This is a genomic window from Nodosilinea sp. P-1105, from assembly GCF_012911975.1.
GTDB lineage: Bacteria > Cyanobacteriota > Cyanobacteriia > Phormidesmidales > Phormidesmidaceae > Nodosilinea.
The window spans coordinates 1-15,966 of record NZ_SMDQ01000048.1 but is presented as its reverse complement, the minus strand read 5'-3'; the positions used below and the strand labels follow the sequence as shown (position 1 = coordinate 15,966).

At 56.4% G+C, this 15,966-nt stretch carries 13 protein-coding genes; 12 read left to right on the top strand and 1 reads right to left on the bottom strand.

The features are described from left to right. Positions 1–190: 190 nt before the first annotated feature. The 6 genes from E1H13_RS18115 (at position 191) to E1H13_RS18090 (ending at position 7,005) form a co-directional block, all read left to right on the top strand. Positions 191–2,722 (top strand): mannose-1-phosphate guanyltransferase, encoded by a 2,532-nt coding sequence (locus tag E1H13_RS18115; protein WP_169615254.1) that lies wholly within the window; start codon positions 191–193, stop codon positions 2,720–2,722. Continuing rightward, positions 2,719–3,174 (top strand): single-stranded DNA-binding protein, encoded by a 456-nt coding sequence (locus E1H13_RS18110; protein WP_169615252.1) that lies wholly within the window; start codon positions 2,719–2,721, stop codon positions 3,172–3,174. The genes E1H13_RS18115 and E1H13_RS18110 overlap by 4 nt, the downstream gene beginning before the upstream one ends. A gap of 175 nt (positions 3,175–3,349) precedes the next feature. Continuing rightward, on the top strand, positions 3,350–3,991 hold the full coding sequence (locus E1H13_RS18105) for a Uma2 family endonuclease (protein WP_169615250.1): 642 nt from the start codon (positions 3,350–3,352) through the stop codon (positions 3,989–3,991). 189 nt (positions 3,992–4,180) lie between these two features. Beyond that, positions 4,181–4,957, top strand: coding sequence for a lysophospholipid acyltransferase family protein (locus E1H13_RS18100; protein WP_169615248.1), 777 nt, complete (start codon positions 4,181–4,183; stop codon positions 4,955–4,957). 26 nt (positions 4,958–4,983) lie between these two features. Further along, positions 4,984–5,784 (top strand): alpha/beta fold hydrolase, encoded by an 801-nt coding sequence (locus E1H13_RS18095; RefSeq protein WP_169615246.1) that lies wholly within the window; start codon positions 4,984–4,986, stop codon positions 5,782–5,784. 189 nt (positions 5,785–5,973) lie between these two features. After that, a complete protein-coding gene (locus tag E1H13_RS18090) occupies positions 5,974–7,005 on the top strand; it encodes an aromatic ring-hydroxylating dioxygenase subunit alpha (RefSeq protein WP_169615244.1) in 1,032 nt (343 codons plus the stop codon). A gap of 466 nt (positions 7,006–7,471) precedes the next feature. Here the strand turns inward: E1H13_RS18090 and E1H13_RS18085 are convergent, their stop codons facing one another. Continuing rightward, positions 7,472–8,293 (bottom strand): metallophosphoesterase, encoded by an 822-nt coding sequence (locus tag E1H13_RS18085; RefSeq protein WP_169615242.1) that lies wholly within the window; start codon positions 8,291–8,293, stop codon positions 7,472–7,474. A 178-nt stretch (positions 8,294–8,471) separates the two neighbouring features. Between E1H13_RS18085 and E1H13_RS18080 the strand changes: the two genes are divergently transcribed. The 6 genes from E1H13_RS18080 to recG all read left to right on the top strand — a co-directional run bounded on the left by E1H13_RS18080 (position 8,472) and on the right by recG (position 15,762). Beyond that, positions 8,472–9,020 carry a peroxiredoxin gene (locus E1H13_RS18080; RefSeq protein ID WP_347404186.1) on the top strand — a complete coding sequence of 183 codons (549 nt, stop codon included), beginning with the start codon at positions 8,472–8,474 and terminating at the stop codon, positions 9,018–9,020. A 112-nt stretch (positions 9,021–9,132) separates the two neighbouring features. Continuing rightward, a complete protein-coding gene (locus E1H13_RS18075; RefSeq protein WP_169615238.1) occupies positions 9,133–10,056 on the top strand; it encodes a vitamin K epoxide reductase family protein in 924 nt (307 codons plus the stop codon). A 147-nt stretch (positions 10,057–10,203) separates the two neighbouring features. Beyond that, the gene (gene rpsB / locus E1H13_RS18070) at positions 10,204–10,977 is read left to right on the top strand and encodes a 30S ribosomal protein S2 (RefSeq protein ID WP_169615236.1); all 774 of its coding nucleotides are present in this window, start codon (positions 10,204–10,206) and stop codon (positions 10,975–10,977) included. Between the two features lie 223 nt (positions 10,978–11,200). Beyond that, positions 11,201–11,863: a translation elongation factor Ts gene (gene tsf, locus E1H13_RS18065; protein WP_169615234.1), complete on the top strand. Its 663-nt coding sequence runs from the start codon at positions 11,201–11,203 to the stop codon at positions 11,861–11,863. A gap of 122 nt (positions 11,864–11,985) precedes the next feature. Next, on the top strand, positions 11,986–13,242 hold the full coding sequence (locus E1H13_RS18060; protein ID WP_169615232.1) for a hypothetical protein: 1,257 nt from the start codon (positions 11,986–11,988) through the stop codon (positions 13,240–13,242). A 30-nt stretch (positions 13,243–13,272) separates the two neighbouring features. Beyond that, positions 13,273–15,762 (top strand): ATP-dependent DNA helicase RecG, encoded by a 2,490-nt coding sequence (recG, locus tag E1H13_RS18055; protein ID WP_169615231.1) that lies wholly within the window; start codon positions 13,273–13,275, stop codon positions 15,760–15,762. Positions 15,763–15,966: the final 204 nt, after the last annotated feature.

The following is a 15,966-nucleotide window of genomic DNA, read 5'->3' as shown; positions in this document are numbered from 1 at the left end:
GATTAAGGCGTAGGTCTCGGCTTACTCTATCTAGGGAAGCATAGTCAACGTTAGGGTTACCGGGGTTAGTCAAAGGTTTTCAAACCAGAGCCCTAGGTTTTCACTGATCATGGCCCATCTCAACTCATGGGGCAGAACTCATGGGGCCGATGGGTATCTAGGGGCAATTGAGTAGCAGGAAGGAGGATATATGCGTGCAGTGCTAATGGCCGGTGGTTCAGGGACTCGTCTACGGCCCTTAACCTGTGACTTGCCCAAACCAATGGTGCCGATTCTTAACCGCCCCATTGCCGAGCACATCGTCAATCTGCTGAAGCGTAACGGTATCACTGAGATTATTGCGACACTCTTCTACCTGCCGGATGTGATGCGCGATTACTTTCACGATGGTCGTGACTTTGGCATTCAGATGACCTATGCGGTGGAAGAAGATCAGCCGCTGGGCACCGCCGGATGTGTTAAGAATATTGCCGATCTGTTGGATGACACCTTCTTGGTCATTAGTGGGGACGGCGTCACTGACTTTGACTTGCAAGCGGCGATTCGGTTCCACAAGGCAAAGGGGGCAAAGGCTACCCTAGTGCTGACTCGGGTGCCCAACCCGATTGAGTTCGGGGTGGTAATTACGGACGGTGACAATCGGATTCAGCGGTTTCTAGAGAAGCCTTCCACCAGTGAAATTTTCTCGGACACGGTGAACACAGGCACCTACATTCTGGAACCAGAGGTGCTGAAATACCTGCCTGAAAACCAGGAATCTGATTTTTCCAAAGATTTGTTCCCTACGTTGCTGGAGAAAGGGGAACCAATGTTTGGCTATGTGGCCGATGGCTATTGGTGTGATGTGGGCCACTTAGATGCCTACCGAGAGTCCCAGTACGATGCCCTGCACCAAAAAGTGGTGGTTGATTACGCTTATCAGGAAACATCCCCTGGGGTCTGGATGGGGGAAAATACCCAGATAGATCCGTCCGTCCAGATTCATCCCCCTGTGCTAATTGGCAACAATTGCCGCATTGGCCCTCGCACCATTTTGGAGCCGGGGACTGTGATTGGCGACAATGTCACCATTGGCAGTGATGCTGATCTAAAGCGGCCGATCATTTGGAATGGCGCCATCATTGGCGATGAGGTCCACCTGCGGGCCTGCATTATCGCCCGGGGGGCTCGGGTTGATCGCCGCTCTCATGTACTCGAGGGGGCTGTGATTGGCCCGCTCTCTACCGTTGGGGAAGAGGCGCAAATTAGTCCTGGGGTGCGGGTATGGCCGAGTAAGCGAATTGAGTCAGGTGCAACTTTGAACATTAATCTCATTTGGGGCAATACGGCCCAGCGTAACTTGTTTGGTCAGCGGGGGGTGTCTGGGTTAGCCAATATCGACATTACCCCCGAATTTGCGGTGAAACTGGGGGCGGCCTATGGGTCTACCCTTAAGCCTGGGTCCCATGTGACGGTGTCTCGGGATCAACGCAGTATTTCTCGGATGGTGTCGCGATCGCTGATTGCCGGTCTGATGTCCGTGGGGGTGAACGTCCAAAACCTAGAGGCGACCGCGATTCCTGTGGCCCGCAGTGTGTTGGCCCAGCTGGGCGTAGCCGGGGGCATCCATGTGCGCCTGCATCCCGATCGGCCCAACTACATCCTGATCGAATTTTTCGACGAACATGGCATTGATATTCCCAAGAGCAAAGAGAAAAAGATTGAAGGGGCCTACTTTAAAGAAGACCTACGGCGATCGCAAATTCACGAAATTGGTACCGTTGCCTACCCCAGCCAAGTGGTCTCCACCTACGCCACCGCCTTTGAAAAGCACCTGAATGTAGAGGCGCTGATCAGCAGCCAAGCCAAAGTCGTTATTGACTATGTCTATGCGGTCTCTGGGGCCGTTTTACCCCAAATCTTAGGCAAATTTGACTGCGATGCCGTCGTCCTGAATGCCAGCCTGCGCCAGTTAGCCCTATCCAACGACGAACGGGATGTGATGCTGGGACAGTTGGGACAAGTGGTACAGTCCCTGCGGGCCACCTTTGGGGTCCAGGTATCTGCCAACGGTGAGCAACTGATCTTGGTAGACGAAGTGGGCTCCCCCATCCGAGGGGAAATTCTCACTGCCCTGATGACCCATATGATGTTGACCACCCATCCCCGAGGTACCATCGTCGTGCCCGTCCATACCTCTGGCGCGGTTGAGCAAATCGCCCGTCGCCACGATGGTCAGGTGATTCGCACCAAAGCGAATCCCACCGCCCTAATGGAAGCCTGCCAGGAAAATCCCAACGTGGTGCTGGGGGGTAGTGGCGACATGGGCTTTATCTTCCCAGAGCTGCATCCCGGCTTTGACGCCATGTTCTGCGTCGCTAAGCTGATCGAGATTCTCACCTTACAGAAACGGTCTCTGGGGCAAATCTGGTCTGACCTGCCCCGTATTGGCTACCGCATCCAAACCCTGCGCTGTCCCTGGACCGTGAAAGGGGCGCTGATGCGCTACCTGGTTGAAGAGCATCCGCCAGAAAAGCTAGAATTAATCGATGGTGTCAAGGTTTTGGGGGATAACCCCGACGACTGGATTTTGGTGTTGCCAGATGCCGGGGAACCCCTGGTTCACATTTTCGCCAACAGCGAAAACCGGGAGTGGCTAGATGTGACTCTGGCCCAGTATCAAAGCCAAGTCCAAGACTTTATCGACAAAGAACAGGGGATCAAGGAGGTTGTTAGCCCATGAACAACTGTCTGTTAATGGCAGAAATTGTGCAGGCTCCCCAGCTGCGCTACACCTCAGATAACCAGACCCCTGTGGCTGAATTTGTGGTCCAGTTTCCCGGTATCAAGGAGGGGGATCCCTCTGCTCAAATGAAAGTGGTGGGCTGGGGCAACCTGGCCCAGGAAATCCAAGAGAACTACCGGGCCGGTCAACGGGTGCTGCTAGAGGGGCGGCTCTCCATGACTGTGTTTGACCGCCCCGAAGGTTTTAAAGAGAAGCAGGCGGAAATGACGGTTCAGCGTATTTATGACGTCAGTTCCCTGGGCACCATGACCATGGCACCGCCAGCGGTCACCCCCAATCCGGCGGCTTCCCCCAGCCCCCAGGTGGCTTCTCCTGCTACCTCTCCTGCGGCCTCTCCCCCCCCCAGCGACCCGGCCAGCAACCCCAGCTACGACGACATTCCGTTCTGATTCATCCAGGCCCCAATGTAATTTCAGTCCCCCTTAAATGTCAAAGAGTCGCCTGCAATGTGTAACGCTGGAGGCGACTCTTTTTCGTGAGGTTTGGCGGATTGCTTTTTGGCCTATGCGAGAGTTGGGGATAGCTCCGGATAATATGAGAGAAGATATCCAGAGGAAACGTCCAATGGTGCTAACCGTTAGCCGAGAGTACATTCAACTCCCCCCAGGGAGTGAGGTAACCCTGCAGGATCAAACCTGGGATGACTATGAGGCGCTGTTAGAGAGCCGTCGTGATGATGCGGCGATCAAAATTCGGTTCAACGGTCATACTCACCAAATTCAACTCATGGCACCAATGGCCAGTCACGGTAATCGGATTGACACGTTGGTCGATTTGGTTAAAGCTCTGCTGCGCCATCAAAGTCGAGACTGGCACAGCTACGACCCGGTCACCCTGAAGCGCCTGCAAGAGGCCGGGGCGGAACCGGATGCCTGCTTTTATATCGCAAATTGGCAAGCGGTCCTGGGTAAGGATCGCCTTGATCTGGCCACTGACCCCCCACCCGATCTGGTCATTGAGATGGACATGACCTCGTTGACGGATCTAGAGGTCTACCAAACCCTGGGAGTCCCAGAGGTTTGGATTTACCGACAGGGGTGTTTGAGCATCTATGGGCTGACTGCTGAGGGCTATGAGGACCGCTCTAGTAGTCCGACATTTCCCGCAGTGGATGTTAAAAATTTATTGCCCGATTATGTGGAGAAGGCCTGGGCCATGGGCTCTAGCGTGGCCCTGCGAGAGTTTGAACAGTTTTTAGCCGCATAAAGCCGCGTCGTTCATCCCTGGGCCTGCCTATTTGCTGGTCATGGGGAGTTCCACGATGCGATTTTGCACACTCAGGGCTCTAGAGGCAACAGTTTTCTTAAAACTTTGTTAAGTTATATAACGTACACCCCTGGATTCTTATCTGATTAACGCAGCAATGCTTGATTCAGGGACCTGACTGAGTACTGAATGGTTGCAGCTCCATCTCTTTTTCCAACCTTTGGCCCACTTCATTTACCCACTGCCCCTACCGCTACCCCGCTGGACTGGTCTCGCTGGCTATTGGCCTTCTCCCAGGTGCAGGTTTCCATTCAAGGCCAAGATCGATTGCCGGCGGACTTACCGCTGGTAATCGTGAGTAACCATCGCAGTATTATGGACGCTCCCCTGCTGATGCGGGTCGTAAATCGTCCGGTTCGATTTGCCTGCCACCACTACATGGGACAAGTGCCTGGTCTGCGGGAACTGATTAAGGTTTTGGATTGTTTACCCTTAGATGCCCCTGGCAGTGGCCAAACCCGATTTTTTCGTCAAGCCTTGACTGCCTTGCGTCAGGGGGAGTCTGTGGGTATTTTCCCGGAAGGGGCAACGCCGATGGTACAGCGCACCTCCCCCAATAGTCTCAGTCGGTTTCACCGGGGGTTTGCCCATTTAGCCCTACGGGCACCCGTAGATGAATTGGCCATTGTGCCGGTAGCGATCGCCTCTCAGCAAGAAACCAGCGGCATTGAGGTCCCTTTACGCTGGCTCAGCTGGTTTGACGCTTCTGAGCCGCTGTTTCAGCAGTCGGGGTGGCACCCAGCCGTGGTCTATCGTCAGGTGGAGCTGCGGATTGGTCGTCCAATCCGGGTGGACAGTCGACTGCGATCGCGCGATCGCCGCCCAGGGGTAAGCTCGCTGGTGGCCGATATTACCGCCTCTTGCCACAATGAAATCGCTACCCTGCTCCACGGCACTGGCTGTTAAGCCGCTGCCCACGATGGTCATCACCTATGTCACAGCCGTCTCCATCTCTCCAATTGTTAGCCCCAGTGCCGCCCAATGATCACAAACCCCTGTTTGTCTATCTACCTGGACTGGACGGTAGCGGTCGGCTATTTACCCGGCAGGTGCCCGACTTACAGCCCCATGTTGATATTCGCTGCCTGACCATAGCAGCAGATGACCTTTCCCCGTGGGATCGGTTAGCGACCCAGGTGTTGCGATTAATTCACCAAGAGCTGGGCGATCGCTCCCTTTACCTTTGTGGCGAATCCTTCGGGGCCTGTCTGGCCTTACAGATGGTGGCTCAAGCCCCTACCCTGGCTCGCCACTTAATTTTGATTAACTCCGCCTCATCCTTTCACCGCTTGCCCTGGTTGCACTGGGTGGCCAACCTCACAGCCTGGGTGGCATCTCCTCTGTACAAAACCTCGGCCTTCAGCAGCCTCCCCCTGCTGGCCAACTTGAGCCGGATTTCCCGCCCCCATCAGTCCGCCCTATTCGAGGCCATGGGTGCTGTATCCCAGAAAAGTGCGGCCTGGCGGCTATCGCTGTTACACCAGTTTCGGTTAGAACCCCTACAACTGCACCGAGTCACAGCCCAAACCTTGCTGGTCGCCTCCCAGAGCGATCGCCTGCTACCTTCCCTGGCCGAGGCCCAGCGTCTAGCCACCCTGCTGCCCAATGCGCACATTCATGCCCTGCCCCACAGTGGCCACATCAGCCTGCTGGAAGATCACATCAGTCTGGGCGAAATCCTGGCGACCCAAGGCGCTCTGCCCCACCCTTCCCTGGAACCCTTAGCCTCCTGAACAGGGCCAGAACCACAACGCCAAAATCTCCGTCCAAGCGCCAAGACTCCTGGGGACTGGGCAGATTGTACTCATGCTCTGGGGTAACTAGCAATACAGTCCACCGTCAAAGGTAAGCCGTAATCTAGCTGTGGCCAGCACACTTTTGCCTACCGCGCCTACCCACAGTTCTGATCCAAAACTAATCCTATGCCAACCGCCATTACTCTGCCTCGGGACTGCACCTTTAGCCCCTCCGATTGGGAAGCCCTGGCTCCATTTTGGTACCCGGTGGCCTTTTCCCAAGAGGTTACCGCTGACAAGCCATTAGGGGCACGGCTGTTGGACGAACGGCTGGTGCTATATCGGACCCAAGATGGCCAGGTCACTGCTGCCCGAGACCTGTGCTTGCATCGGGGTGCCCCCCTCAGCCTGGGCTGGGTCGAGCAAGGAGAACTGGTCTGCGCCTATCACGGGGTGCGCTACACCGACGCCGGGCAGTGTATTTGCATTCCGGCAGCCCCCGATGCCGCTATTCCCAACCGATTGCGGTTAACCACCTACCCGGTCCAGGAGCGGTACGGGCTGATTTGGGTACGCCTGGTGGACAACGGTCCAGTGCCATTTCCAGACTTTGACGCCTGGGACGATCCTGACTACATCCCCATTGTTCCCGACTCGGTTCACCTGGAGGCCGCCGCCGGCCGGCAGGTGGAAGGGTTCTTGGATGTCAGCCACTTTGCCTTTGTTCATAAAGCTTCTTTTGGGGAAAGCGACAACCCAGAAGTGCCTGACTATCCGATTGCCTATACCGACGGCGGCTTTACCGCCGACTATGTCAGTACCGTGAGCAACCTACCCCATGGGTACAAGCACCTCAGCCCCCCTGACTTTCAGTGGCGACGGTTGTTTCAGGTGTGGCTGCCGTTTACCGTCAAGCTGTCGGTCACCTTCCCAGAGGGCATGCTGCACATTTTGAATGCCGCCTGTCCCGTATCGGCCCGCAAAACTCGGGTATTCTCGCCCCTCTGCCGCAACTTCGACAAAGATGCTTCCCTCGAAGATACCTTGGCCTTCAATCATCAAGTGTTTGGCGAAGATAAAGTGATCGTAGAAGAACTCTGGCCAGAAGATCTACCGATTAACCTGGCCGATGAAGTCCATATTGCTGGGGACAAAAGCTCCATCACTTACCGCAAACTGTTGGCCAAGCTGGGTCTAGGGCGATCGTTTACCGCCTAGCCATTTCCCGCCAGGGCGGACACGCAGGTCTGCCCCTACGAACCTGGAGAACGAAAAACGAAAACAGAAAAACGTAGGGCGTAGCCCGTGCGTAGCAAAGGAAAAATTCAAAATCCAAAATTCTCGCAAACCCACCCCTGCCTACTTCGACAAGCTCAGCACAGGCCTCCCAGGAGGGGATGCCAAAATCCAAAATTCTCCTCTTCCCCATTCCCCCACCAGGGCGGACACACAGGTCCGCCCCTACGCATCCACCCTACCCTGCGGGAAGCCGCTCCGCGTCTACCACCTATCCACCCCGTCACCCCGTCACCTCCCCACCTTCCCCATCCCCCCATCCACCCTTCGACAAGCTCAGGGCAGCGCCCATCCCCCCATCCCCCCTTCGACAAGCTCAGGGCAGCGCCCATCCCCCCATCCCCCCTTCGACAAGCTCAGGGCAGCGCCCATCCCCCCATCCACCCCATCACTCCCCCACCAGCCTTACCAACGTAACCTCCGGCGGGCAGCGAAATCGGCCTGGGGCATAGGTGCCCAGCCCCCGGTTTACGTAAAGCTGATTATCCCCCACCTGATATAGCCCCGAGACCCAATCCCAGTGATGCACTACCTTAATACACTGCTGGTTGACAAACGGCAGCCTAGCCCAGGTGGATTGCTTCAAGGCCTGGGTCAAAGCCGGCACAGGCCCTAGCCCAGGCAACACAATTTGGCCGCCGTGGGTGTGCCCTGACAGTTGTAAGTCCACCCGATAGGACCTTAATTCTGCCGCACTATCGGGATTGTGGGAAAGTACCAGCCGGGGTACAGCCTCAGGGATAGCGGCCATTACCCCAGTGGGGTCAAACTCGGTAGACCAAAAGTCAGCGAGGCCCACCACCGGCAGCCCTGGACCTAACGGATAGGCCACCTGGTTCCACAGGGCCTGAATACCAGCCCGGCGCAGCGCTTGCAAAATCGTCTGACGGCCCCCACGACTCATATTGTCGTGGTTACCCAAAACAGCCACAGTGCCATAACGACTTTGCAACTGCTGCAAATAAGGGATAAGCCGAAAAATTGGGGCCGGATCGGTGGTGACATAGTCTCCCGTTAGAGCCACCAGATCAGGCTTGAGCGCGTTGACCTGGGCAATGACGGCTTCGAGCAAAGGGGTAGCGAGTCGCTCCCCGTCGTAGTGGAAATCCGATAGTTGGACGATGCGACAACCTGCCAGTTCCTGAGGTAAATCACGAATGCTCACCGTTACTGCCTCTACGGTGAAAGGACTGGGGATTAGGAGCCTCATGGACAAGACAGTAGAGGACAGAAGGGAGGAGAATTCAGAGATCTCTGGTCAACTTAACCTGGTTTTACTGGGGCTGCCACCGCCTAAACGACAACTTTATAGAATGCCCTTAAAGGCTGGGGGGGCGATCGCCAGCCACCTCATGTAAACTTTAGTAAAGAACATGAGGATGCCTATGATCGGTCGTCGCCACTTACTTCAACTGGTTTTAACGATTTGCCTGGGCTGGTTTAGTGGGTTGCTGTGGGCACCCCCGGCCCTGGCCCTGGGCGGCCCCCAACTTCCCCTGGGCAGTCCTGCCCCTGACTTTACCCTGCCCACCAATGCGGGCGATGGCTCTGTTTCCCTGGCAGACTATCGTGACCAGTGGGTGGTGCTGTACTTCTATCCCCGCGACTTTACCTCCGGCTGCACCCTAGAGGCCCAACGGTTTCAGCGAGATCTAGACGAATACCAGGCTCGCCATGCTCAAGTGATTGGTGTTAGTGCCGACAGTGTCAACTCCCACGCCGAGTTTTGCGATGCCGAAGGGTTAGCGTTTCCCCTGCTGTCTGATCCCAAAGGGATGGTGAGTAAAGCCTATGGATCGTGGCTAGGGGCCGCTTCCCTGCGTCACACTTATATAATCGATCCTGATGGCATGCTCAGAGCCCGCTTTTTAGGCGTGCGCCCGGCCATCCATAGCCAAGAAGTGTTAGCCACTTTAGACGATTTGCAGAACGCTTAGCCGTAATGTAGACCAACTCCCAGGCCAGACCTGGAGTTTTGCCAGTGGGAAAACCCTAGATCCCGAGCTGAACTTACTATAAACCTGCTGTCAGGTATTAGGAGATTAGGACATGCCACGTCGTAAAAAGGACATTCCCTGGATTAACCGCTATGCTCGCCCATTGATGGCTGGGTTAGCCGCCATCGGAGCTGCAGTCACAGCTTACTTAACTGTGATTGCGTTCACAGGCAATACCACCGCCTGCCCCACCCAGGGCTGCGATATTGTCCTATCCAGTCCCTATGCCACCGTGTTTGGGCAGCCCCTGGCACTATTTGGCTTCCTGGCTTATCTGGGCATGGTCGTACTGGCGATCGCCCCATTACTGGTGCGGATGCCTGAGCAGAAAGAGCTGCGGGCCAAGCTGATGACCTGGACCCAGCCGCTGCTGTTCATCGGTGGCACCGCGATGATGGTCTTCAGTGGCTACCTGATGTACCTACTCACGGCGGAAATTCAGGCCGCCTGTCTGTACTGCATTGGCTCGGCCTTGCTATCCACCGGCTTATTTGGAATGGCACTAGTTGGCCAAGACTGGCCGGATTGGTCCCAGCCCTTCTTTATCGGCCTAATCACCGTCGTGGTCGTTTTTGTCGGCACCCTAGGCGTTTACGCCAATGTCGGCCAACCCACCACGGCAACCGGGGCTGATGGGCAACCCGTGATTGAAGTGACCACCCAGTCTGGCCCTGCCGAAATTGCCCTGGCTCAGCACCTAACAGATACGGGCGCCATCTTCTACGGTGCTTGGTGGTGCCCCCACTGCCAGGATCAGAAGCAGCTTTTCGGCCAAGCAGCAGCTCAACTGATTAACTATGTCGAATGCTCCCAATCTGACGGGCAGAGTCAAACTCCAGAATGCCAGGAAGCAGGCATTACCGGCTATCCCACCTGGGAGATTAATGGCGAGCGTTTATCAGGAGCTCAGTCCCTGCAAGCGTTAGCCCAACGCTCTGGTTACGAAGGGCCAACTAACTTTCAAAATTCGCTTTAGGACCAAGGCAAAACAGCCTGATAGAAAGATGTCGCTCATTTATGTTATCTTTGTAAGGTTGTCAAAATCGCACATCCGAAATTTCGGGTCTCTTGCTAATTGAGGGAGCGTTCGGATGGTGGATAAACCCGAAAGGAGAAAACCTAAATGGCTGTTATTACCCTACCCGAACTACTAGAATCGGGGGTTCACTTTGGGCACCAAACTCGTCGGTGGAACCCGAAGATGGATCAATACATCTTCACCTCCCGCAATGGGGTTCATATCATTGACCTGGTGCAAACCGCCCAGCTGATCGAAGAAGCCTATGGCTTTGTGCGGGATGCAGCGGGCAATGGGCAAAAGTTCTTATTCATTGGCACCAAGCGCCAGGCGGCGGGTATTGTCGCCCAAGAAGCTTCCCGCTGTGGTTCCCACTATGTCAACCAGCGCTGGCTGGGGGGGATGTTAACCAACTGGGCCACAATTAAGTCTCGGGCAGATCGCCTCAAAGAGCTGGAGCGGATGGAAGAGATTGGGGCGATTGACCTGCGCCCTAAAAAAGAAGCAGCGGTGCTTCGCCGTGAATTGGAAAAGCTGCAAAAGTACCTGGGTGGCATCAAAACCATGCGCAAGGTACCTGATGTGGCCATCATCGTTGACATCAAGCGGGAATATAACGCGGTATCCGAGTGTCATAAGCTGGGGATTCCGATCATCTCCTTGCTAGATACCAACTGCGATCCCGACCTGGTGGATGTGCCCATTCCTGGCAATGACGACGCCATCCGTTCCATTAAGCTGATTCTGGGTAAGCTGGCGGATGCCATTTATGAAGGATCCCACGGTCGTAGCGCCCCCGATGAGGATTACGATGATTATGATGGGGCCGAAGACGATTACGACTACGATGCCCCGGGAGCTGATGACGAGTCTGAATAGGACGAGTCTGATATAGATGTATAGATGGGAGGCTCTCAGCCACGTCTAGCTCCATGCTGTTCGACCTGTCTGGATCTCTGGATCTGTCGCTATAGATCCGTTAGGTCTGGCTAACGGGGTAGAAAGGGCTTTGGCTTTCCCGAAGTTTGGCTTCGGTTTAAGCTGGATTGGGTCAGCGAGATGTACTTAAGTTGACGGTAGCGCGTTAGGAAGGTAAAGCACCATGGCAGAAATTTCTGCGAAGTTAGTCAAAGACCTGCGCGACAAAACGGGCGCAGGCATGATGGACTGTAAAAAAGCCCTGAAAGAAAATGATGGCGACGTCGAAAAGTCCATTGAGTGGCTGCGGCAGAAGGGCATTGCCTCAGCTGCGAAGAAAGAGGGCCGAGTAGCATCGGAAGGACTGGTTGACAGTTACATTCACACCGGTGGCCGGGTCGGCGTACTGGTGGAAGTCAACTGTGAAACCGACTTTGTGTCCCGTCGGGATGAATTTAAAAGCCTGGTACGGGATGTGGCGATGCAGATTGCCGCTTGTCCTAATGTGGAATATGTGCGTATTAGCGATATTCCTGAGGCGATCGTGGCCAAAGAGAAAGAGATCGAAATGGGGCGCGATGATCTGGGTAAAAAGCCAGCCAATATCCGCGAGAAAATTGTGGAAGGCCGGATTGAAAAGCGGCTGAAGGAGCTTTCTCTGATGGATCAGCCCTTCATCAAGGACCAGAATATTTCTGTGGAAGAATTAGTGAAGCAGGCGGTTTCCCAGTTAGGGGAAAATATTCAGGTGCGACGCTTCTCCCGGTTTGTGCTGGGTGAAGGCATCGAGAAAGAGGAAACTAACTTTGCTGAGGAAGTGGCGGCCCAAACCAGCAAGAAAAAGTAGCTGGCAGATTAGTATCACTATCGAATTGCCCAAGGGGGGAGCGGCGGTTTGCAAGGCTCCCCTTTTTGCTGGGTGAGTTGGGGCACACTATAATCAAACATTGATTAGGAAAAGACAGCGGCATGGTCAGGTCGGTTGAGACGATTCGCAAAGACATTGACGCCCTGGAAGCAGCCACGGCTTCCCTAGCTGCTGATTTTAAGGAGCTGTACAGTAGCTATTTGGGAATTTTGGGACATGCTGTGCGCCGCCAAGGGGTGATTGCCACCTATCACCTTTGTACCCAAATCTATCCCGAAGCGTTTTTAGCCCTGTCGGTGAAAGGGCGGGAAAAGCTACAGCAAGATATTCAGCGGCTAGGACGTAAAGCCCAAGACTGGCTGCAAAATCTGATGGAGCCTGATCAAGAGGAGCAGGAGGCGGCCCAAGCGGCCCTAGAAGCTCTGCAGGCGATGGAACAGGAAGAGGCAGAGGAAGCCAGGGAAGCAGAGGAAGCCGGGGAAACGGGTGAAGCAAAGGGGGCAGAGGCTGACGACCCACCGTCTGATGCCACCCTAGAGCCCGACTCAGCAGCATCTGCTTCGGCAGCACTGGCCGCGACCGACCAAGCCAGCCCGTCAGAGATCGCTGAGGCTGAGTCAGCGGCGGCAATGCCCCCCCGATCGCTGATTCAGTCGGTGTTGCTAGCCGCCATGGCCGACAAGGTGGAGGACGCCCTTCAAGATCCACTGTTTACGGGCGATCGCCTCACCCCAACCCAGCTCGCCAAGCAGCACTTACGGCTGGAACAGCGCATTCGCAATGTGTTACAGCAGATCTCTAACCAAATTAATCAATGTCTGCAAGCGGCCCAGGTGCTGCCTGACTTACCGGAGGAGGTGCTGGAGGCGGCCACAGCGGCCGATCGTGATGCCGATCATGGTCACCCGGTGCCGAACCTGCTGAATGTTCTGGTGGCCATGGCTGGGGATATGGATGAGGTCTTGGACCAGGAGGACAAGGCCAGCGACAGCAATGATCAGACTGAGGACGAGGACTCTAAGCCGTCGACCTTGAGCACCTCCTGGGAAGCCTTAGTGGAACTGCGGGATCAATCAGAAGATGATCAGCCATCCCCGGAGGCGGATGAGGCCAGTGGGATGCAGCCGGAACTACTGGGGGGTACGATGACCCACCTGGCCGCCATTAACCTACGACTGTCAGATATTGAGTTTGCCGATGTGCAAGCCTCCCTGTGGCGGGGCAAGCTGCGCACGACCCTGGGGCGATTGCGCAAGGTGGGCAAGCAATATAAGCAAGCTCAGCGGGAACTGGCGATCGCCGAAGCCGAGCAGGCTTGGCGGGCCGTATGGTACGACAATACATCTAAGCATCGCTAGCCAGCGAATGGGAGCTATCAATCAAGCGCTATGACCTCTGAGGCACGACCATCCTCCCCCGACTGGACCAGGCTGCAGCGGGCGCTGTCTGTGGAGGCCGACAGTGGTTTCAATGATCTGGTGGGTAAGCAGCAAACCTTTAGTCGGTTTTTAGGGGAAAGTCTTAGCCACCCCCCCGCCATCCTTCCCGCCGAACAACAGCAGAGTTGGCAAGCTCTGGGCCAACAGTACAGTCGCTACAGCGACCTCAGCTTTGCCCAGCGGCAGCATCTGGTGGCGGAAACCCGTCGATTTCTGCACCAAAACCAGCGTTTGCTAGAACGGCATGCCACCATTCGCGCCGGTCGCACCCAGGAAAAGCCTCCGGCTCGCCCCCCCACCACTGCAGTAGCCGTTACCACGGCCCCCAGTCGGCTCCCCACCCTGGACCAGCCCCTCACCTACCTGAAGGGCATCGGGCCTAAAAACAGCGATCGCCTGGCCAAGCTGGGCCTGCTCACGGTCCAAGACATCCTCTACTACTACCCCCGAGACCACATCAACTACGCCCAGCAGGTGAAAATTCGTGACTTGAACCCAGGGGAAACCGTCACCATTGTCGGTAGCGTCAAGCGGGTCAACTGTTTCACCAGCCCCCGCAACAAAAAACTCACCATTTTTGAGCTTCAGCTGTCCGACGGCAGCGGCACCCTGAAGCTCAACCGGTTCTACCCCGGCAACCGCTACGCCACCCCCAGCTGGCAGCACCAGCAAAAACGCCAGTATCCCCAGGGGGCGATCGTGGCCGCCTCTGGGCTAGTGAAGCAGGGGAAGTATGGGGTCACCCTGGACGATCCGCACCTGGAGGTGCTGGATAGCCTCAGCGATCGCATCGAGTCCCTCACCATTGGCCGCCTGGTGCCGGTGTACCCCCTCACCGAGGGGGTGCCAGCGGACCTGGTGCGCAAGGCCGTCGCCGCCGCCCTACCCGCCGTAGCTGAGCTGCCAGACCCCCTGCCCGTGGACCTGCGTCAGTGCCATGAACTGGTGCCGCTGAAGCAGGCGATCGGCCAAATCCACTTTCCCGACGATGAAGATCAGCTAGCCCAGGCCCGTCGCCGCCTGATTTTCGACGAATTTTTCTACCTGCAACTGGGGCTGCTGCGTCGCCGCCAACAGCAGCAGGCCCAACAAACCGCCATTACCCTGGCCCCTACTGGGGAGCTGATCGACAACTTTTACAGCATTCTGCCCTTTAGCCTCACCAACGCCCAGCAGCGGGTGGTCAACGCCATTTTGGCCGACCTGCAAAAGCCCGTGCCGATGAATCGCCTGGTGCAGGGGGATGTGGGTTCCGGTAAAACCGTCGTGGCGGTAATTGCTACCCTGGCGGCGATTCAGGCCGGGTACCAGGCCGCCTTAATGGCCCCCACCGAGGTGCTGGCCGAGCAGCACTACCGCAAACTGGTGGAGTGGTTCACCCAGCTGCACCTGCCCGTCGAGCTGTTGACTGGCTCCACCCGGGCCGCCAAACGCCGCCAAATGCTGGGGCAACTGACCACCGGAGAACTGCCGATTTTAGTCGGCACCCACGCCCTAATTGAAGACCCGGTCCAGTTTCGCGAGCTGGGCCTGGTGGTGATTGACGAGCAGCATCGGTTTGGGGTGCAGCAGCGGGCCAGGCTAATGCGCAAAGGGGCCAACCCCCATGTGCTCACCCTCACCGCTACGCCCATTCCTCGCACCCTGTCTTTGACCCTGCACGGGGATCTCGACGTCAGCCAAATTGATGAGCTGCCCCCCGGACGCAAGGCGATCCAAACCACCCTGATGACCAGCCGAGAACGGCACCACGCCTACGACCTAATTAAGCGGGAAATGGCCCAGGGCCGCCAGGTGTATGTGGTGCTACCCCTGGTGGAAGAGTCGGAAAAGCTGGACCTGAAGTCGGCGGTGGAGGAGCACCGCCAGCTAGCGGAGGTGATCTTTCCTGAGTTTCAGGTGGGGTTGCTGCATGGGCGCCTGTCATCGGCTGAAAAAGACGCGGCCATTTCCGCCTTTCGGGCTGGGGAGACCCACATTCTGGTATCCACCACGGTGGTGGAAGTGGGGGTGGATGTGCCCAACGCCTCGGTGATGCTGATTGAACATGCGGAACGGTTTGGCCTATCGCAACTCCACCAACTGCGGGGCCGGGTGGGCCGGGGGGCGGCCCAGTCCTTTTGCTTGCTGATGAGCAGCAGCCGTAGCGAGACAGCCTTACAACGGCTGAAGGTGCTGGAACAGTCCCAGGATGGCTTCTTTATTGCCGAGATGGACCTGCGGTTTCGCGGCCCCGGGGAGGTGTTGGGTACCCGCCAGTCGGGCCTGCCGGACTTTGCCCTGGCCAGCCTGATTGAAGACCAAGATGTGCTGATGGTGGCCCGGGAAGCGGCGGAAGCATTGCTGAAGGACGACCCAGAGCTGGCCCGCTGCCCCAAGCTGGCAAAGGAGCACCAGCGGCGCTATGAAAAACTGATGGGTGGCGCGATTATGACTTGAGCGGCGTGAGACCTCCGGGTTTTTGGAAAAAACCGGAGGTCTGAACTCGCTAACTGCAGCGGGGCTAACCAATCCCCTGATCACTTGGCCGAATTAGCTCAATGCGGTTATAACTGGGTAAATACCTCAATACTGTTCGGATAAACAGAATTTCAGTATATTTGCACTGTTCTGACAGAGCAGGTGTATGGTGCAACTCAAGGA